Source organism: Bacillus sp. JZ34, from assembly GCF_053903205.1.
Map to the genome: position 1 here is coordinate 1932440 of NZ_CP096403.1, position 18706 is coordinate 1951145.

General features: G+C 46.7%; 21 protein-coding genes. All 21 read left to right on the forward strand.

Features of this window, described 5'->3' with window-relative positions; genetic code table 11:
- Window positions 1–10 precede the first annotated feature (10 nt).
- Window positions 11–1051 (forward strand): NAD(P)H-dependent glycerol-3-phosphate dehydrogenase, encoded by a 1041-nt coding sequence (locus M1D90_RS09765; RefSeq protein WP_020451967.1) that lies wholly within the window; start codon window positions 11–13, stop codon window positions 1049–1051.
- Between the two features lie 325 nt (window positions 1052–1376).
- Window positions 1377–1580, forward strand: coding sequence for a DUF2768 domain-containing protein (locus M1D90_RS09770; protein ID WP_020451966.1), 204 nt, complete (start codon window positions 1377–1379; stop codon window positions 1578–1580).
- Between the two features lie 22 nt (window positions 1581–1602).
- On the forward strand, window positions 1603–2319 hold the full coding sequence (locus M1D90_RS09775) for a hypothetical protein (RefSeq protein ID WP_023857456.1): 717 nt from the start codon (window positions 1603–1605) through the stop codon (window positions 2317–2319).
- Window positions 2320–2520: 201 nt separating this feature from the next.
- Window positions 2521–3999, forward strand: coding sequence for a stage IV sporulation protein A (gene spoIVA / locus M1D90_RS09780; RefSeq protein ID WP_020451964.1), 1479 nt, complete (start codon window positions 2521–2523; stop codon window positions 3997–3999).
- A gap of 417 nt (window positions 4000–4416) precedes the next feature.
- On the forward strand, window positions 4417–4695 hold the full coding sequence (gene hbs / locus M1D90_RS09785) for a non-specific DNA-binding protein Hbs (protein ID WP_003183006.1): 279 nt from the start codon (window positions 4417–4419) through the stop codon (window positions 4693–4695).
- Window positions 4696–4904: 209 nt separating this feature from the next.
- Window positions 4905–5474 carry a GTP cyclohydrolase I FolE gene (folE, locus tag M1D90_RS09790; RefSeq protein WP_020451963.1) on the forward strand — a complete coding sequence of 190 codons (570 nt, stop codon included), beginning with the start codon at window positions 4905–4907 and terminating at the stop codon, window positions 5472–5474.
- Between the two features lie 27 nt (window positions 5475–5501).
- On the forward strand, window positions 5502–5732 hold the full coding sequence (gene mtrB, locus M1D90_RS09795) for a trp RNA-binding attenuation protein MtrB (protein ID WP_023857455.1): 231 nt from the start codon (window positions 5502–5504) through the stop codon (window positions 5730–5732).
- Window positions 5733–5875: 143 nt separating this feature from the next.
- Window positions 5876–6652 carry a heptaprenyl diphosphate synthase component 1 gene (locus tag M1D90_RS09800; RefSeq protein ID WP_128823170.1) on the forward strand — a complete coding sequence of 259 codons (777 nt, stop codon included), beginning with the start codon at window positions 5876–5878 and terminating at the stop codon, window positions 6650–6652.
- A 2-nt stretch (window positions 6653–6654) separates the two neighbouring features.
- The gene (locus M1D90_RS09805) at window positions 6655–7353 is read left to right on the forward strand and encodes a demethylmenaquinone methyltransferase (RefSeq protein ID WP_020451960.1); all 699 of its coding nucleotides are present in this window, start codon (window positions 6655–6657) and stop codon (window positions 7351–7353) included.
- Window positions 7354–7382: 29 nt separating this feature from the next.
- Complete coding sequence (gene hepT, locus M1D90_RS09810; RefSeq protein ID WP_020451959.1) at window positions 7383–8345, forward strand: heptaprenyl diphosphate synthase component II; 963 nt, start codon at window positions 7383–7385, stop codon at window positions 8343–8345.
- 124 nt (window positions 8346–8469) lie between these two features.
- On the forward strand, window positions 8470–8916 hold the full coding sequence (gene ndk, locus M1D90_RS09815) for a nucleoside-diphosphate kinase (protein WP_026579377.1): 447 nt from the start codon (window positions 8470–8472) through the stop codon (window positions 8914–8916).
- Between the two features lie 140 nt (window positions 8917–9056).
- On the forward strand, window positions 9057–9824 hold the full coding sequence (locus M1D90_RS09820; protein ID WP_020451958.1) for a CheR family methyltransferase: 768 nt from the start codon (window positions 9057–9059) through the stop codon (window positions 9822–9824).
- Between the two features lie 71 nt (window positions 9825–9895).
- Window positions 9896–11068 (forward strand): chorismate synthase, encoded by a 1173-nt coding sequence (aroC, locus tag M1D90_RS09825; protein ID WP_020451957.1) that lies wholly within the window; start codon window positions 9896–9898, stop codon window positions 11066–11068.
- Window positions 11068–12156 (forward strand): 3-dehydroquinate synthase, encoded by a 1089-nt coding sequence (gene aroB, locus M1D90_RS09830; RefSeq protein ID WP_216920183.1) that lies wholly within the window; start codon window positions 11068–11070, stop codon window positions 12154–12156. The genes aroC and aroB overlap by 1 nt, the downstream gene beginning before the upstream one ends.
- Window positions 12153–12536 carry a chorismate mutase gene (gene aroH, locus M1D90_RS09835; RefSeq protein ID WP_023857449.1) on the forward strand — a complete coding sequence of 128 codons (384 nt, stop codon included), beginning with the start codon at window positions 12153–12155 and terminating at the stop codon, window positions 12534–12536. Before aroB ends, aroH begins: the two co-directional genes overlap by 4 nt.
- A gap of 247 nt (window positions 12537–12783) precedes the next feature.
- The gene (trpE, locus tag M1D90_RS09840; protein WP_023857448.1) at window positions 12784–14331 is read left to right on the forward strand and encodes an anthranilate synthase component I; all 1548 of its coding nucleotides are present in this window, start codon (window positions 12784–12786) and stop codon (window positions 14329–14331) included.
- Window positions 14303–15319 carry an anthranilate phosphoribosyltransferase gene (gene trpD, locus M1D90_RS09845; protein ID WP_020451953.1) on the forward strand — a complete coding sequence of 339 codons (1017 nt, stop codon included), beginning with the start codon at window positions 14303–14305 and terminating at the stop codon, window positions 15317–15319. The genes trpE and trpD overlap by 29 nt, the downstream gene beginning before the upstream one ends.
- Window positions 15312–16070 carry an indole-3-glycerol phosphate synthase TrpC gene (gene trpC / locus M1D90_RS09850; protein ID WP_023857446.1) on the forward strand — a complete coding sequence of 253 codons (759 nt, stop codon included), beginning with the start codon at window positions 15312–15314 and terminating at the stop codon, window positions 16068–16070. Before trpD ends, trpC begins: the two co-directional genes overlap by 8 nt.
- Window positions 16070–16726 (forward strand): phosphoribosylanthranilate isomerase, encoded by a 657-nt coding sequence (locus M1D90_RS09855; RefSeq protein WP_025811224.1) that lies wholly within the window; start codon window positions 16070–16072, stop codon window positions 16724–16726. Before trpC ends, M1D90_RS09855 begins: the two co-directional genes overlap by 1 nt.
- The gene (gene trpB, locus M1D90_RS09860) at window positions 16707–17933 is read left to right on the forward strand and encodes a tryptophan synthase subunit beta (RefSeq protein WP_020451950.1); all 1227 of its coding nucleotides are present in this window, start codon (window positions 16707–16709) and stop codon (window positions 17931–17933) included. The genes M1D90_RS09855 and trpB overlap by 20 nt, the downstream gene beginning before the upstream one ends.
- A complete protein-coding gene (trpA, locus tag M1D90_RS09865) occupies window positions 17902–18705 on the forward strand; it encodes a tryptophan synthase subunit alpha (RefSeq protein ID WP_026579384.1) in 804 nt (267 codons plus the stop codon). The genes trpB and trpA overlap by 32 nt, the downstream gene beginning before the upstream one ends.
- The last annotated feature ends 1 nt before the right edge of the window (window position 18706 follow it).

Here is an 18706-nt window from a genome sequence, read left to right on the forward strand (position 1 = left end):
TGTAGTAAAAATGACAAAAGTATCGATTTTGGGAGCCGGAAGCTGGGGAACAGCCTTGGCGCTCGTTTTGGCGGACAACCAGTACGATGTGTGCATTTGGGGCCATCGTGAAGAACTGATTCAGCAAATCAATGAACACCATGAAAACAAAGATTATCTGCCGGGTGTCAAACTTTCTGAAAACGTGCATGCCACAACAGATCTTGAAGCTGCAGTGGCCGATGTCAAGACGATCATCGTCGCCGTTCCGACAAAAGCGATCCGAGAAGTTCTCGCACAGGCTGTTTCCTTCATCGACCAAAAGGCGATTTTTGTACATGTTTCAAAAGGAATTGAGCCTGACACACTGCTCCGCATTTCTGAAATGATGAAAGAGGAAATTCCGGCTGAATTAAGGGAGGACATCGTCGTTCTCTCCGGGCCGAGCCATGCGGAAGAAGTCGGTTTAAGACACCCGACGACGGTAACCGTATCTGCCGACAGCAGCATTGAATCGGCACAGGCGATCCAGGATATGTTTATGAATCAGAATTTCCGCGTGTATACCAATCCGGATATGATCGGCGTAGAGATCGGCGGCGCGCTGAAAAACGTCATTGCGCTTGCCGCGGGCATTACAGACGGTTTGGGGTACGGAGATAATGCGAAAGCCGCGCTGATAACAAGGGGCTTGGCAGAGATCGCCCGACTCGGCACGAAAATGGGCGGAAACCCGCTGACATTCTCGGGGCTTACAGGAATCGGGGATTTGATCGTCACCTGCACGAGCGTCCATTCACGAAATTGGCGAGCCGGTAATATGCTGGGTAAAGGCTTCAAACTGGATGAAGTTCTGGAAGAAATGGGGATGGTCGTTGAGGGGGTCCGCACGACAAAAGCCGCTTATCAGCTTTCAAAGAAATTTGATGTGAAAATGCCGATTACCGAGGCATTGCACAAAGTATTGTTTGACGGCGAAAAAGTTGAGACGGCAGTCGAATCATTGATGGCGAGAGTCAAAACACACGAGATGGAAGATCTTGTGAACACATTTGAAAATCAAATGAAATGACCACTCCATCACCAACTGCTTTATACTCTCCTCTAAGTTCGTTTTAAAAAAACCGAAACATTTTGGAGACTTAGGCAAGAGAGGATACATTTGTCCGAAGACTTGCATAAAATAGAATCGAAGTCTGGAAGAGCTGTATCTTACCAATTGGGTTATATAGTCACAATCGTTATGCCTGAAGCAAAGCCCCCCTCTTTGCTTCAGGTTTTTTTTGCGGTTTTTTCCGTTTCGAAATATTGGAAAAGCTGTTGAACTTCTGGTTTTTCTTATATAAAATGAAATATAACGCTTACATCACAAGAAAAGGTAGAAGGAGGGCTTCAATGTGAATGTCGGTCTGTTAAAAATGTGGTTTGCCTTGGGATCAATGGGCCTGATGTTCTTAGCGGTGATTGCCATATACATAAGCAGATATAAATTTAAAAACCGTTTTTTAAAAGTGCTCACGTCGTTCGTCGCCTATACATGTATGCTCATCTCCGGCGTGATCGTCTTTTTTGTCGTCTTCAGCGGTCCCGTCAACGAATAAAGCATAAAAAAGGAAGATTCATATGAAAATCGTAAACGCACTGCTTGTTACTGTATTGACCGCAATCATGCTAAGCGGCTGTTTGTACCCTGAAGAAAGAAAGGCGAAAAACAGCGTGCCGTATCAGCACCAGCTCAAAGAAGTGCAGGCGGCCGTTGATGAATTCAGGGAGGCGACGGGAGGGCTTCTGCCGATTAAGACAAGGGATATGAGCGTTCCAATCTATCAAAAATACCCTATCGATTTTAACAGGCTGTCCCCCCGGTATATGGCTGAGCCGCCGGGTACTTCCTATGAAAGCGGCGGAGAGTACTTGTACGTTCTTGTCGATGTAGAAAAAAAGCCGATGGTCAAGCTCATTGATATAAAAATGTCGGAAATGATCAGAGAGCTAAAGCTTCGGGTCGAAATGTATAAAGATCAGCACAAGTATCCACCGTATAAAAAAGTCGTATCCAATCACTTATTCATGCTTGACCATGAAAAGCTCGGACTGAAAGAGGCGCCTTCTGTCACGAGTCCGCTTTCCGGCACCTCTCTGCCGCTTCTCGTCGATGAAAAAGGCGACATTCAAGTGGATTACCGAGTGGATTTGGCCAACCTGATAAAGCGGTCGAAAAAAACGGTAAAGCCGGGTGAGGAAATTCAGGATTTGATGTGGAAAGAGACGCCTTTTGTTCCAGCGTTTTCGGTAAAGTATACAGTGAATGACAAACAGGAACCTGTTTTTCTCGAATAGAATATCGGTCAAAATGCAAGTATCAGTCATGAACCTTTCTCCTCAGCATACAATGAGGAGAAAGGTTTTTTCATGCATGCCGAAAAAATTTCCCTAAGCTGTCATATTGAAATAGGACAACGTCATACACTATAGTGTCCTGTTTTTGATTGATGAAGAAGTAAAAAATTGAAAAGGATTGGAAGTCCGGGAGGGGATCACTTGGAAAAGGTCGATATTTTCAAGGATATCGCTGAACGAACAGGAGGCGATATATACTTAGGTGTCGTAGGAGCTGTACGTACAGGAAAATCTACGTTTATCAAAAAATTTATGGAGCTAGTGGTGCTCCCGAATATCAACAATGAAGCAGACCGGGCGCGCGCACAAGATGAGCTCCCCCAAAGTGCCGCTGGCAAAACCATTATGACAACTGAACCGAAGTTTGTTCCGAATCAGGCAATGTCAGTTCATGTCAGTGACGGACTCGATGTGAATATAAGGCTTGTCGACTGTGTCGGCTATACTGTACCCGGAGCAAAGGGATACGAGGATGAAAACGGGCCGAGAATGATCAACACTCCTTGGTATGAAGAGCCGATTCCATTTCACGAAGCTGCCGAAATCGGCACGAGAAAAGTCATCCAGGAACACTCCACCATCGGTGTTGTGATTACGACTGACGGCACGATTGGAGAAATCGCCAGACAGGATTATATCGAGGCTGAAGAACGGGTGATCGATGAATTAAAAGAGGTTGGAAAACCATTTATCATGGTCATCAATTCCGTAAGGCCGTACCATCCGGAAACGGAAGCGCTCAGGCAAGAGCTGATGGAGAAATACGACATTCCGGTGCTGGCGATGAGCGTTGAAAGCATGAGGGAAGCGGACGTTCTGAGCGTTCTCAGAGAAGCGCTTTACGAATTCCCTGTACTCGAAGTCAACGTCAATCTTCCGAGCTGGGTCATGGTATTAAAAGAGAATCATTGGCTCAGGGAAAACTATCAAGATTCCGTTAAAGAAACCGTCAAAGATATTAAAAGACTGAGAGATGTCGACCGCGTCGTCGGACACTTCAGCGAATTTGATTTTATCGAGCGCGCCAGCCTCGCCGGAATAGAAATGGGCCAGGGGATCGCCGAAATCGATTTGTACGCGCCGGATTACCTGTACGATGAAATTTTGAGGGAAGTCGTCGGCGTTGAAATCAGAGGAAAGGATCACCTCCTTCAGCTCATGCAGGATTTTGCCCATGCCAAGACCGAATATGATCAAGTATCAGATGCGTTGAAAATGGTGAAACAAACCGGTTATGGAATCGCTGCTCCCGCATTAACCGATATGAGCCTTGATGAACCGGAAATCATCAGGCAGGGGTCAAGATTCGGAGTCCGGCTGAAAGCGGTGGCGCCGTCGATTCATATGATCAAAGTCGATGTGGAGAGCGAGTTTGCGCCAATCATCGGAACAGAGAAGCAGAGCGAAGAGCTTGTCCGCTATTTAATGCAGGACTTTGAGGATGATCCGCTGTCGATCTGGAATTCCGACATTTTCGGAAGGAGCCTGAGCTCCATCGTCAGAGAAGGGATTCAGGCGAAGCTGTCCCTCATGCCTGAAAATGCAAGATATAAGCTGAAGGAGACGCTCGAGCGCATCATCAATGAAGGATCAGGCGGCTTGATTGCGATCATCTTATAAAAGGGAAGGCCTCTTATCATACGGGAGGTCTTTTTTTCATGCCTGAAACAGGATGAACAGGCGCCGTGAAAGGGATTGAGACGGCAGGGGCAAGCGGCTGGAAATATAGGAAAGATTATGATTAAAAAAGGAAAAACAGGAATATTTGTTCGTTTCATTCTGCTTAAACCTTGACGAATAAGGGATCATCGCTTTAAAATGCTTGATATGGTTATTCAGATGTGTTAATCTACATACAGAAAATCTTCACTTTACTGGACAAACGTTCCTCTCAAAGTGAAATTTTCACTGAAAGCCGTGAAATGCCTTTTCTATATTTATTTGAAATTTCTGTTCAAACAGGTATAGAAACAGGTTGAACTGTGAAGAAATGATGATAATCTATTGTTTGATACCTTTTGGGAGGAGGTGAAAGGCATGAACAAGACAGAACTAATCAATGCGGTTGCAGAAGCAAGCGAACTATCTAAAAAAGACGCTACTAAAGCAGTTGATTCTGTTTTTGATACAATTTTAGATGCACTTAAAAACGGTGAAAAAATTCAATTGATCGGTTTTGGTAACTTTGAGGTTCGTGAGCGCTCAGCTCGTAAAGGACGCAATCCTCAAACAGGTGAAGAAATCGAAATCCCTGCAAGCAAAGTACCTGCTTTCAAACCAGGTAAAGCGCTTAAAGACGCTGTAGCAGGAAAATAATTGTATGTATATATGCCGTTTTCGCGCGTAATACATACCATGTTGTTTCTTCACAGGAAAGCCCCTTTTCAAAGGGGCTTTTCATAATTTTAAGGCTTTTTTTCAGATGGAAAACATTTTGCCGGCAAAAAACCTTTCATTTTGCTTTTATAAGCTGAAGTGTGCTAGAATCTGAATTAAATGTATGCGTTTCTGGAGGATATAAAACAATGAGAGAAATCAACAAAGAACAAATTGAACAAGCTGTCCGGCAAATATTGGAGGCGATCGGAGAAGATCCGAACCGTGAAGGCCTTCTTGATACACCGAAAAGAGTCGCGAAAATGTACGCCGAAGTATTTGCAGGGTTAAACGAAGATCCGAAAGAGCATTTCAAGACGATTTTCGGCGAGGATCACGAAGAGCTTGTTCTTGTTAAAGATATTCCCTTTTATTCAATGTGTGAGCACCATTTAGTCCCTTTCTACGGGAAAGCCCATGTAGCTTATATCCCTAAAGGGGGAAAAGTGACAGGGCTCAGCAAATTGGCGAGAGCCGTTGAAGCGGTGGCAAAGCGCCCGCAGCTGCAGGAGCGGATTACGTCAACAATCGCCGACAGCATTGTTGAAACGCTGACTCCGCACGGTGTCATGGTTGTTGTTGAAGCCGAGCACATGTGCATGACGATGCGCGGCGTGAAAAAGCCGGGTTCAAAAACTGTCACTTCAGCCGTAAGAGGAACGTTTAGACAAGATGTAGCCGCTCGCTCTGAGGTGTTGGAGCTTATCAAAACATCATGATTAAAAATGAGAAGGTGTGCGATGAACATGACCAATAATCAATCGAATGATTTTGTCGTTATCAAAGCCGTCGAAGACGGCGTCAACGTGATCGGCCTGACGAGGGGCACGGACACAAGATTTCATCATTCAGAAAAGCTTGATAAAGGAGAGGTGATGATCTGCCAGTTTACCGAGCACACCTCTGCGATCAAGATCCGGGGCGAGGCCCTGATTCAGACGGCAAACGGCGAGATGAAAAGCGAGTCGAAAAAATAGATAGCCGGCCTTTTATGGCCGTTTGCGTGGCATAAGACAATATCTTTCAACATATTATGGTATAATTAAACTTTCTCCGCTCAAAAAAGATACATAATCAATCAAAAAGAAAAACTGCGAATTTTGGGACAAGGGTGATATCTTTGCAAGACATCTACGGACAATTATCTTATTTGAAAATCAAGCTGAATCAAAAGCTTTCACATCCATATTTGGCGAAGCATTTGACTGCGCCGAAAGTTGATGAGGATAAGCTGTTTCTTTTCTACGCTCTGTTTGAGGAAACGGATTTAAAAGAAGCTGACAAGGAAAGTTACATCTTAACGGCGATGCTTGTTCAAACAGCCCTTGATACCCATGATGAAGTCACGACCGCAGCTTCAATTAAGCAGGACGACTATAAAAACCGCCAGCTGACCGTATTGGCCGGTGATTATTTCAGCGGCATGTACTACTCGCTGTTATCGGGTATGAAGGATATTTATATGATTCGGACGCTCGCTGCGGCCATCAAAGAAATAAACGAACATAAAATCAGGATTTACGACCATTCCGCAAAAGATGCGGACAGCCTGAAAAAAAGCGTCAGCATAGTGGAAGCTGCACTTTTTCACCATCTCGCCGACCACTTTTACCTGCCTCACTGGAAAACAGCCGCCAATGACTTTCTTGTGTATAAAAGGTTTGCGGCCGAAGAAAAAGCTTCAGATTCCCGGCTGCTGGAGACGATCATACAGAAAGAGTTTCCGGAAGACCAGGCTTCATGCGGACAGCTGGCTGCAGCGGCTTATGAAGAAGCCAAGCTTGCGATCAACCAGTCGCTTGCTGCAAAGCCCGCCGTCCAAAAATGGCTTCTGAAACGCCTGCAGGAAATTCGGCCTGAAAAACGAACTTATCATCAGAAAGTGGAAGAAGGGTAATCATGGTGCAGTCAAAAGAACAGCGCGTACACGGCGTGTTTGAAAAGATTTATAAAAATTACGACCAGATGAACTCCGTCATCAGCTTTAAACAGCATAAAAAATGGCGCGACAAAACGATGCAGCTCATGAACGTACCAAAAGGAGCCAAAGCGCTTGACGTCTGCTGCGGGACGGGCGACTGGACAATCGCGCTCGCTGATGCGGCCGGAGAGACAGGGGAAATCAAGGGCCTTGATTTCAGCAAAAACATGCTGAGCATCGCCGAACAAAAGACCGACAGCTACAGCCAGATCGAACTGATCCACGGCAACGCGATGGAACTGCCCTTCCCGGACAATACGTTCGACTATGTCACCATCGGCTTCGGGCTTCGCAATGTTCCCGACTATTTAACCGTATTAAAAGAGATGGCGCGCGTGGTAAAACCCGGCGGCCAGGTTGTATGCCTTGAGACGTCCCAGCCTGAAATGTTCGGGTTCAAACAGCTGTACTTCCTGTACTTCCGTTTTATTATGCCCATGTTTGGAAAGCTCTTTGCCAAAAGCTTTAAGGAGTATTCATGGCTTCAGGAATCGGCCAGGGAATTTCCTGGTATGAAAGAGCTTGCTGCATTGTTTGAAGAGGCTGGATTAGAAAATGTTCAATATCATCCGTTCACAGGCGGCGTAGCGGCTACACATGTCGGCTTGAAGCGATGATGACTACTGAAATACTCGGGTGAATCGATATGAAATTGACAACGTTTTATTCTTTTTTAAATGACGATATTGAATTAATAGAAAAAGAGCTTGAAAAGACCGTGCACTCCGACTATCCATTGCTAAGTGAAGCGAGCCTGCATTTGCTGCAGGCCGGAGGCAAGCGGATTCGTCCTGTGTTTGTCCTGCTTTCCGGCATGTTCGGTGAATACGATATCAACAAAATTAAAAATGTCGCTGTTTCATTGGAATTGATACATATGGCTTCTCTCGTACACGACGATGTCATCGATGATGCGGAGCTTAGAAGGGGACAGCCGACTATCAAAGCGAAGTGGGATAACCGGATTGCAATGTACACAGGTGATTATTTGTTCGCTCGCTCACTTGAAGCGATGACGAAAATAAACGAACCGAAAGCCCATGAAATCTTGTCCAAGGCGATTGTCGAAGTCTGTCTTGGAGAAATTGAACAAATCAAAGATAAATATAATATGGAGCAAAACCTCAGAACCTATTTGCGGAGAATCAGGCGCAAGACAGCCCTTCTGATCGCATCGAGCTGCCAGCTAGGCGCCATTGCTGCCGGCGCGGGTGAAAACATTCATAAAACGTTGTACTGGTTTGGCTATTATGTCGGCATGTCCTATCAAATTATTGATGACATCCTCGATTTCACCTCAAGCGAAAAAGAGCTTGGCAAGCCTGTGGGCAGTGATCTGCTTCAGGGGAATGTCACGCTTCCCGTATTATATGCACGGAAATCGCCTGAATTAAAAGCGCGGCTGATGCTGGTCAACAGTGAAACGACTCCGGAACAGATCAAACCAGTGATCGAGGAACTGAAGAAAACCGATGCCATAGAACAATCGTTCAGAGTCAGCGAAATGTATTTAAATAAGGCTTTCGCACTGCTTGAAACGCTCCCGAAAAACCGGGCGCGGACGGCACTGGGCCAAATTGCGAAATACATCGGTAAACGAAAGTTCTAAAAAAAGACAAATGAGTCGAAAGTATGAATATTCTCCACCCTTTATTGATTAATTGTTTGAAAAATGCTATATTTCTGTTGTAGTGTTGAAAGCCTATACATATTAGCGGGGTGGAGAATCGACTATGGAAAAAACCTTTGTGATGGTAAAACCTGACGGCGTTCAGCGTCAGCTGATCGGCGAAATTTTGTTAAGATTCGAACGTAAGGGCTTACAATTAATCGGAGCCAAGCTGATGAAGGTCTCAGAAGAGACGGCAGGCGAGCATTATAAAGAACATAACGGCAAACCGTTTTTCGGCGAGCTTGTCGACTTTATTACTTCAGGCCCGGTATTCGCCATGGTGTGGGAAGGCGAAGAAGCAATCGCGGTCGCCAGACAGCTGATCGGGAAGACGAACCCTAAGGAAGCGCTCCCAGGAACAATTCGCGGAGACTTCGGCATGTTTGTCGGAAAAAATATCATTCACGGTTCAGATTCTCCTGAAAGTGCAGCACGCGAAATCAACTTGTTTTTTAAAGAAGACGAACTTGTTGAAGACGAGAAGTTAATGAATCAATGGATTTACTAAAAATCAGCTGAAAAGCTGATTTTTTTATATGGATCAGAATGGCTGCCGCCGGGCAGGCTTTTTTCTTTTTAAAGATACAAATTTAAAAGAAAACAAGCTATAATTGTACTCATATCAGCACGACGATTAGGAGAGAAAACATGGACAATTACAGTTTCTTTGTTGATAAATGGAAAAAAATAACTGGTGTGGATTTGGCATTGTACAAAGAGGCGCAAATGAAAAGAAGGCTAACATCTCTTTATGAAAAAAAGGGGTACGGCGATTTCCGCGAATTTGCGCTCGCTTTAGAAAAGAATGAAGCTCTTCTGCAGGAAACGCTGGACAGGATGACGATTAATGTTTCAGAATTTTACAGAAACTATAAGAGGTGGGAGGTTCTCGAAAAAACCATCCTCCCACTCTTAAAGCCTGCGAAAACATTGAAAGTATGGAGTGCGGCATGTTCAACCGGTGAAGAGCCGTATACATTATCGATGATTTTAAGCAGACAGAAAGGCCTCTCAGACTATCAGATCATCGCAACAGATATCGATGACAAAGTTCTTGCGAAAGCGAAAGAAGGCGTGTATCAGGAAAGATCTCTGCAGGAAGTGCCGAAAGAGATAAAGGAACTTTATTTTACGCAAGACGGAAACCGATTTGCCGTCAAAGACGAGATCAAGAAAAACATTCGCTTTCAAAAACACAATTTACTGGCTGATGCATATGAGAAAGATTTTGATATCATCGTATGCCGCAATGTTCTCATATATTTTACAGAGGAAGCAAAAGAGAAGATCTATCATAAGTTCAGCGGCAGTTTGAAGAATAATGGAGTTTTGTTTGTCGGAAGCACGGAACAGATCTTCAATCCGGAAAAATACGGTTTTCAATCGACAGATACGTTTTTCTATCAAAAAAGTTAGCTGACTTTTTATAAAAGGTTATGTTATAGTTTTACTTAAAAGCGTTAATGTGATGAAGGGAGAACGAAAGCATGAGGTATTTAACAGCCGGTGAATCTCACGGTCCGCAGCTTACGACAATTATCGAAGGAGTCCCAGCAGGGCTTTATATCACAACAGAAGACATTGATTACGAGCTTCAAAGACGTCAAAAAGGCCACGGCCGCGGACGCCGGATGCAAATCGAAAAAGATCAGGCACGGATCACAAGCGGTGTAAGGCACGGGCGTTCTCTTGGATCGCCGATCGCTCTCGTCGTCGAAAACAACGACTGGAAACACTGGACGAAAATCATGGGATCAGAGCCGATCACGGCTGAAGAAGAAAGCGAAATGAAACGACAGATTTCAAGGCCAAGACCGGGTCACGCTGATTTGAACGGCGCGATCAAATACGGGCACAGAGATATGCGCAACGTGCTTGAACGTTCATCTGCCAGAGAAACGACCGTCCGTGTGGCGGCAGGAGCCGTCGCCAAAAAGATCCTTTCCCAGCTCGGCATCCAAGTGGCCGGCCACGTGCTGGAGATCGGCGGAGTAAAAGCCGAAAAAACAAATTATGAATCTATCGAAGACTTGAAAAAAGTAACCGAAGAGTCTCCTGTCAGATGCTATGACGAAGAAGCGGGCAGAAAAATGATGGACGCGATCGATGAAGCAAAAGCAAATGGCGATTCGATCGGCGGAATCGTCGAGGTGATTGTTGAAGGGGTGCCGGTAGGAGTCGGCAGCTATGTCCATTACGACCGCAAACTCGACAGCAAGCTGGCTGCCGCCGTGCTGAGCATCAATGCTTTTAAAGGTGTTGAATTCGGCATCGGCTTTGAAGCTGCACGCAAAAACGGCAGTGAAGTCCATGACGAAATCATTTGGGACGAAGAAAAAGGCTATACGCGCGCTACAAACCGTCTCGGCGGCCTTGAAGGCGGGATGACAACGGGAATGCCGATTGTCGTCAGAGGCGTGATGAAGCCGATCCCAACATTGTACAAACCGCTCAAAAGCGTTGATATCGAGACGAAAGAGCCGTTTACAGCAAGCATCGAGCGTTCCGATTCCTGCGCTGTCCCTGCCGCAAGCGTAGTGGCTGAAGCGGTTGTTGCATGGGAAATCGCCAAGGCGATCGTCGAGCAGTTTGGCGTTGACCAAATGGACCGGATCGCTGAAAATGTTGAGAAAATGAGAAAGCTTGCGAGGGAGTTTTAATGAAATCACTTCAAATCGAAACCGCTTCTTTATCCTACCCGGTGTTCATCGGGGGAGGCATTAGAAAAAACGCGGCAGAGCTCTTGTCATCCTTGAACCTTCCGATGACGAAAGTGCTATTGATCACCGACGAAGAAGTTGATAAACACTATGGAGAAGAACTGTTCGGCCTTCTCCGCAGCAAATGGCCCGTCAAAAAGGTTGCGGTGCCAAGCGGTGAACAGGCCAAATCAATCGATCTGTTTATGAAGCTCCAGACGGAAGCCATTCAATTTCACCTTGACCGTTCGTCATGCATTGTGGCGCTGGGCGGCGGCGTTGTCGGCGATCTTGCAGGGTTCGTCGCTTCAACTTTTATGAGGGGCATCGATTATGTGCAATTCCCAACGACTCTGCTGTCTCATGATAGCGCGGTCGGAGGGAAAGTTGCCATTAATCATCCGCTCGGAAAAAACTTAATCGGCGCTTTTCATCAGCCGAAGGCGGTGGTTTATGATACCGAATGCTTGAGCACGCTTTCTGAAAAAGAAATGCGTTCAGGTCTTGCGGAAGTCATTAAGCACGCATTTATCCGTGATGAATCTTTCTTGAACGAATTGCTTAAAATTGATTCAATTAAAGCGATTACGACCGGCCAGCTCAGTGAAATGGTGTACAAAGGCATTTCGATTAAAGCGGAAGTTGTCTCACAAGACGAGCACGAACAGGGAATCAGGGCCTATCTGAATTTTGGGCATACGCTTGGCCACGCCGTTGAAGCCGAATACGGCTACGGAGAGATGACCCATGGCGACGCTGTCGCTTTAGGCATGCAATTTGCTTTGTTTGTCAGCGAGAAGGTGTTGAATTGTCCTGTTGACCGCACAAAAATCGCCGCCTGGCTGAAAAATCTCGGCTATCCGGAAAGCGTAAAACGCGAAGTTTCAACAGAAGCTCTCATCAATCGAATGATGAACGATAAAAAAACACGCAGAGGCATCATTCAGTTTGTTCTGCTGGATAAGATCGGCAGTGTGCGGCTGCACTCCTTTAAAGCCGATGAAATTGAACGATGGCTGAATATGTGGAGATTGGAGGGAGGCAAATGATGATGCGCGGAATTCGGGGAGCGACGACAGTTGACCAGGATACAGAAAAAGACATTACGGAGCGGACGAAGCAGCTGATCGGAAAAATGATCGATGAAAATCAACTCAAACCTGAGCAAGTCGTGCAGATCTTCATTTCTGCCACTTCCGATATTCACGCTGCTTTTCCCGCAAAGGTCGTCAGAACGTTTGACGGCTGGCAGCATGTGCCCGTCATGTGCATGCAGGAAATGGATGTTGAACACGCCCTTAAAAAATGCATCAGAGTGATGATGACGGTTCAGACGGATATGCGGCAGGATGAAGTCCGCCACGTTTATTTAGAAAATGCCGTAACGCTCAGACCTGATTTATCATTGACAAAAAATACTGAATTGTAATACGATTGTAGAAACCTTGAAATACACAGGAGTGTGTATGGGGTTTTAGTCTAGAAAAGCTGAGTATGAGACTAGGGTAGATTGAGAATGAGCTGAGATGAGCTGAGTTGAGACAAAACGTTTATTCATTCTACCCAAAAGACGCTGTTCTTTTGGGTTTGTTTCGTTTTCCCCTCTTCAATTCAATCATTTGTCCTCTAAAGGCCTTCTTCTCATTCTCTCCGCCTGAATAAGGAGTGAGAGATTGTTGAGTCTGCAAACCGATTTTGCCTCTTTTTCAGAGGATACTTCACACTTTAAAACAATACCGATAATTGAGAGTTTTTCCGTCGATACGCTGACGCCCGTTCAATTGGTCGAGAAGCTGCAGGAAAACATCGTGTATTTGCTGGAAAGCCAGGATGAAACCTCTGCATGGTCAAGATATTCTTTCATCGGTCTGGATCCCTTTTTGACGATCAAAGAAGAATGCGGCCGGTTTCACGCCTGCGATCAAAAACAGAAAAAGCTTTATTCAGCTTCACAGTTAAAAGAAATTCTCGAATGGATGTCGGAGACATATTCGATCAAAGCGCCTGAGCTCGACATCCCGTTTACAGGGGGAGCGGTCGGCTATTTAAGCTATGATTTAATGCCGCTCATTGAACCGTCCGTCAAAGGGCACAGCAAAGAAACGGAGATGGAAAAATGCCTCCTGTTTGTCTGCCGGACGATGATCGCCTATGATCACGAGCTGAAAAAGCTGCATTTCATCCACTATGCAAGGCTTGAAGGCAGTGAAACAAGGGAGGAGAAACAGCGCATTTTTAAAAAGGGGAAAGAAGAGCTCAAACAGCTTACACACAGGCTGTCAGGCCGGAAAACGACGAAAGAGCTGTTTCTCCCGCAAGGACGGCACACGGCCCCCAGCTTTAAAGGGGTTCAATCAACATATGAGAAATCCCGGTTTTTGGCCGATGTCAATCGCTTGAAAGAGTACATTAAAGCGGGAGATATTTTTCAAGGCGTCCTTTCGCAAAGGTTCGATATTCCGGTGAAGGTCAGTTCTTTTGAGTTATACAGAGTGCTGAGAATGGTCAACCCGTCCCCGTACATGTACTACATGAAGCTTCCTGACCGCGATCTCGTCGGAAGCTCGCCTGAACGCCTGATCCATGTTCAAAACGGTCATCTTGAAATTCATCCGATCGCCGGCACGAGGAAAAGAGGCGGTGATCAGGCTGAAGATAAGCGGCTCGAAAAAGATCTTTTGGCTGATGAGAAAGAAAAAGCGGAGCACTACATGCTCGTCGATTTGGCGAGAAATGATATCGGCAGAGTAGCTGAGTACGGATCTGTCCAAGTGCCCGAGTTTACGAAAATCGTTTCCTTTTCACACGTCATGCACATCATTTCGATCGTAACCGGCTCGTTAAAAGCGGGCGTTCATCCGGTAGACGCTTTAATGAGCGCATTTCCGGCCGGAACTTTGACCGGCGCTCCGAAAATCCGCGCGATTCAGCTTTTAAATGAACTTGAGCCCGAACCGAGGGAAACATATGGGGGATGCATTGCTTATATCGGATTTGACGGAAATATCGATTCATGCATCACGATCCGGACGATGAGCGTGAAAAACGGAGTGGCGTCCATCCAGGCCGGAGCAGGCATCGTAGCCGACTCCGTGCCTGAAAAAGAGTGGGAAGAGACCTGCAATAAAGCGGGGGCTCTGTTAAAAACGATTCAAATCGCTGAAGAAATGTTTCTCGAAAAGGGGGAGGACGGCAATGAACGAACTGCTGAAATCATGCGTTAATGGAGGAACAATGAATGAAACCGAGGCACACAGCATCATGCGTGACATGATGACCGGCTCGCTGAGCGCCGCGGAAATTGGAGGCCTCCTGTCCGTTCTCGCCTACAGGGGAGAAACGGCTGAAGAGATTGCGGGATTTGTCAGAGCCATGCGGGAGCAGGCGCAAACAATAAACGGGCCGGAAGATGTTGTTGATACGTGCGGAACCGGAGGAGACGGAAGCTCCACCTTCAACATTTCCACAGCGGCGGCGATCATCGCTTCATCAGCCGGGGCAAAAATCGCCAAACACGGTAATCGTTCCGTTTCTTCAAAAAGCGGGAGCGCTGATGTTCTCGAATATCTCGGCGTTTCAATTCAGACGTCGCCTGAAGAAACGATTCAGAGTATTGAACGCCGCAATATGGGATTCCTCTATGCGCCAAGCTATCACTCTTCCATGAAGCACGTGGCCGGCGCAAGGAAGGATTTGGCTTTTAGAACCGTATTCAATCTGCTCGGCCCGCTCAGCAATCCAATGAAAGCCAAGCGCCAGGTGATCGGCGTCTACTCGATTGAAAAAGCAAAGCTCATGGCCCGCGCACTTGAAGCGTTTGAACCGGAACACGTATTGTTTGTATCGAGCCGGGACGGTCTTGATGAACTGTCGATCACATCGCCGACAGATGTGATTGAACTGAAAGGCGGCAAAACATACGAATACACCGTTGAGCCTGGCGATGTCGGTCTGCCGTTCGGCAGCATAAGCGACATTCAGGTGGCGACGCCTGAAGAAAGCGGCCGTCTCATCGTCGATATTTTGAAAAACCGCGCTCCGGATTCGGCTGTTCATATCGCAGCGTTTAATGCCGGAGCCGCTTTATACGTCGCAGAACAGGCGCCGGGTTTAAAAGAAGGCGTTGCACTCGCTTTAGAAGCTGTTGCAAGCGGTGAGGCGCTTGATCAGCTGGAACGATTAAAACAGAAAGAGGAAGAGTTGTATGCTTAATCAAATTATTGATAGAAAACGAGAAGACATTCTGAAAATCGAACTGCCGGAAGATTTGAAGCTGCCAAAGCGGTCATTTAAAAAGGCGCTTCTTTCTCCTAACCGGTTTGTCGCTTTAATTGCGGAGGTGAAAAAAGCTTCACCGTCAAAAGGTGTGATTCAGGAAAACTTTGAGCCCGTAAAAATCGCTAAACAGTACGAACAGGCTAAAGCCGACTGTTTGTCTGTTCTGACAGATACACCTTTTTTTCAAGGGAAGAACAGTTATTTGTCAGATGTGAAACGCTCGGTTTCGCTGCCAGTACTGCGCAAGGATTTTATCATTGATTCCATTCAGGTTGAAGAAGCGGACCGCATCGGAGCGGATGCGATCCTGCTGATCGGAGAAGCGCTTGAACCGCAAAAGCTGTTTGACCTCTATCAGCAAGCTGCTGAAAAAGGTATGGATGTGCTTGTCGAAGTTCATGGCGAAGAGACGCTTGAAGGTATTTTAAATGTCTTTACACCCGAAATCATCGGCGTAAACAATCGAAATCTAAAAACCTTTGAAACATCCGTCGGGCAAACGGAGCGTATGGCAAAACTCGTTCCGTCAGGGAGCGTTCTTATCAGCGAAAGCGGCATCGGACAATCGGAAGACCTCGCTTTTGTAAAAGCGTGCGGAGCCCGGGCTGTGCTAGTCGGCGAATCGTTAATGAGAGAGCCGTCACAGCTGAAGGCTGTCCATGCGTTATTCGGAGAGAACGGATGATGGAGAAACCGGGCTTAAAATATTGCGGGATTCATTCATTGGAAGATTTAAAGGTGACAGCCCGCTCGAAAGCCGATTACCTCGGATTTATTTTCGCCGAAAGCAGACGGTCGGCAGACCCGGAGGATGTGAAACGCTGGTGTGGCAAAACGGATACAGCGGGTAAAAAGCTTGTCGGCGTCTTTGTTAATGAAAATATTTGCAGAATAGCAGAAATCGTAAAAGATGCCGGTTTGGACGTGATCCAGCTTCACGGAGATGAAACAGAGGCAGATATCAAGCGGCTGAAAAGCATGACAGACTGCGAGATTTGGAAGGCGCTCCACCATGGGGATGATACCGTTCAGCGCATGGCATCTTTCGCACCTTACATCGACGGGTATGTCATCGACTCGTCTGTTAAAGGGCTCAGAGGAGGAACGGGCGTTTCGTTTTCGTGGGACAGCGTTCCGATGTATAAAGATGCAGCGCAAAGAGAAAGAAAGCGACTGTTTATCGCCGGGGGCGTGAACCCGGACACAATCGCGGATCTTTTAAAGCGGCGCCCGCCGGGAATCGACCTGGCAAGCGGAATTGAAGAAAGAGGCAGGAAAAGCGAAAAGCTGATCGGCCTTTTAGAAGAAAGGATGTTCGAACATGTATTCATATCCGAATGAACAAGGCAGGTTTGGTGATTTTGGCGGGAAATTCGTGCCGGAAACACTCATGCAGCCTTTGGAAGAAATCGAAAAAGCGTTTCTTGAACTGAAAGACGACCCCTCGTTTCAAAAGGATTATCAAAAGCTTTTAAAAGACTACTCAGGCAGGCCGACGGCTTTGACGCTCGCTGACCGGCTCACAAAGCAGCTGGGCGGAGCGAAGATTTATTTAAAAAGAGAAGATTTAAACCATACAGGCGCCCACAAAATCAACAATGCCCTCGGCCAGGCTCTGTTGGCCAAGAAAATGGGGAAAACAAAGCTCATCGCTGAAACCGGCGCAGGGCAGCACGGCGTGGCTGCGGCGACTGTCGCTGCAAAGTTCGGCTTGTCATGCATTGTCTTTATGGGTGAAGAAGATGTTGCCAGACAATCGCTGAACGTGTTCCGGATGAAGCTCTTGGGAGCGGAGGTCGTTCCGGTGTCAAGCGGAAACGGGACATTAAAAGATGCTACAAACGAGGCGATCCGTTACTGGGTTCAGCATTGCCAGGATCATTTTTACATGATCGGTTCCGTCGTCGGGCCGCACCCGTATCCTTATATCGTCCGTGAATTTCAACGGATGATCGGCGAAGAGGCGAAAGCGCAGTTTTATCAATTGGAGCAAAGCCTCCCCGATAAAGTTGTCGCCTGTGTCGGAGGCGGAAGCAATGCGATCGGGATGTTCAGCGCATTCATTGAAGAAACTGTTGAACTGATCGGAGTCGAAGCTGCGGGAAAAGGTGTCGACACCCCCCTTCACGCGGCAACGATCACAAAGGGTACAAAAGGCGTTATCCACGGTTCTTTGACCTACTTGATTCAAGACGAGTACGGACAGATCATTGAGCCTTATTCCATCTCAGCAGGACTTGATTATCCGGGGGTCGGCCCCGAGCACGCTCATCTTCATCAAACAGGGCGCGTCACATATGAATCTGTCACTGATGATGAAGCGGTCTCGGCATTAAGGCTGCTGACAGAGACAGAAGGCATTTTGCCGGCTATTGAATCCGCCCATGCATTGGCAAAAGCATTTGACATCGCTAAAGAACTGCCGAGAGAGAAAAGTGTTCTCGTCTGCCTTTCAGGCAGGGGAGACAAAGACGTCCATACCTTGATGAAGGTGTTGGAAGAAGAGGTGAATCAAGATGTTCAATCTGAAAAAACAGCCGTCCGATAAGTTATTTGTTCCGTTTATTACAGCGGGAGACCCGCTGCCTGAAATCTCGATCGAGCTGGCGAAATCCCTTCAAGAGGCGGGGGCGTCCGCCCTTGAACTCGGGGTTCCGTATTCTGATCCGCTCGCTGACGGCCCGGTGATTCAGCGCGCGTCCAAAAGGGCGCTTGACAACGACATGAACATCGTAAAAGCGATCAGGCTTGGCGGTGAAATGAAAAAAAACGGCGTCCATATTCCGATTATTCTCTTTACGTATTATAATCCTGTGTTACAATTAGATACAGATCACTTTTTCGCTTTACTGCGACAAAATCGGCTAGACGGACTCCTTGTACCGGACCTTCCTTTTGAGGAAAGTGTATATTTGCAGCAGCAGTGTAAAAAACACGGGATTACCTATATTTCGCTGGTCGCGCCGACAAGCGAATCGCGCATTCAAAAAATAACGCAGCAAGCGGAAGGTTTTGTGTATTGCGTTTCTTCGCTCGGTGTGACAGGTGTGCGCAATGAATTCGAAGATTCTGTTTCTTCATTTATCAGGTCAGTTAAAGGAATGAGCTCCGTCCCGGTTGCCGTTGGGTTTGGGATTTCCAGCTCCAAACAAGTGGAGATGATGAATGAACTGGCGGACGGCGTTGTCGTGGGAAGCGCCCTTGTCAGAAAGATCGAAGAGCTGAAAGACGAACTCATCGCCCCTGAGACAAGGGAACAAGCCTTAAAGGCGTTTGAGGCATACGCTAAGACATTTAGCGGATCGTACATGGTAAAATGAG

Coding starts and splice junctions, on each gene's coding strand:
- trpB (WP_020451950.1), top strand. CDS start 16,707: ATGTATTCATATCCGAATGAACAAGGCAGGTTTGGTGATTTTGGCGGG.
- aroH (WP_023857449.1), top strand. CDS start 12,153: ATGATGATGCGCGGAATTCGGGGAGCGACGACAGTTGACCAGGATACA.
- M1D90_RS09775 (WP_023857456.1), top strand. CDS start 1,603: ATGAAAATCGTAAACGCACTGCTTGTTACTGTATTGACCGCAATCATG.
- mtrB (WP_023857455.1), top strand. CDS start 5,502: ATGACCAATAATCAATCGAATGATTTTGTCGTTATCAAAGCCGTCGAA.
- trpA (WP_026579384.1), top strand. CDS start 17,902: ATGTTCAATCTGAAAAAACAGCCGTCCGATAAGTTATTTGTTCCGTTT.
- ndk (WP_026579377.1), top strand. CDS start 8,470: ATGGAAAAAACCTTTGTGATGGTAAAACCTGACGGCGTTCAGCGTCAG.
- trpD (WP_020451953.1), top strand. CDS start 14,303: ATGAACGAACTGCTGAAATCATGCGTTAATGGAGGAACAATGAATGAA.
- aroC (WP_020451957.1), top strand. CDS start 9,896: ATGAGGTATTTAACAGCCGGTGAATCTCACGGTCCGCAGCTTACGACA.
- M1D90_RS09820 (WP_020451958.1), top strand. CDS start 9,057: ATGGACAATTACAGTTTCTTTGTTGATAAATGGAAAAAAATAACTGGT.
- folE (WP_020451963.1), top strand. CDS start 4,905: ATGAGAGAAATCAACAAAGAACAAATTGAACAAGCTGTCCGGCAAATA.
- hepT (WP_020451959.1), top strand. CDS start 7,383: ATGAAATTGACAACGTTTTATTCTTTTTTAAATGACGATATTGAATTA.
- aroB (WP_216920183.1), top strand. CDS start 11,068: ATGAAATCACTTCAAATCGAAACCGCTTCTTTATCCTACCCGGTGTTC.
- hbs (WP_003183006.1), top strand. CDS start 4,417: ATGAACAAGACAGAACTAATCAATGCGGTTGCAGAAGCAAGCGAACTA.
- M1D90_RS09765 (WP_020451967.1), top strand. CDS start 11: ATGACAAAAGTATCGATTTTGGGAGCCGGAAGCTGGGGAACAGCCTTG.
- M1D90_RS09855 (WP_025811224.1), top strand. CDS start 16,070: ATGGAGAAACCGGGCTTAAAATATTGCGGGATTCATTCATTGGAAGAT.
- M1D90_RS09805 (WP_020451960.1), top strand. CDS start 6,655: ATGGTGCAGTCAAAAGAACAGCGCGTACACGGCGTGTTTGAAAAGATT.
- trpC (WP_023857446.1), top strand. CDS start 15,312: ATGCTTAATCAAATTATTGATAGAAAACGAGAAGACATTCTGAAAATC.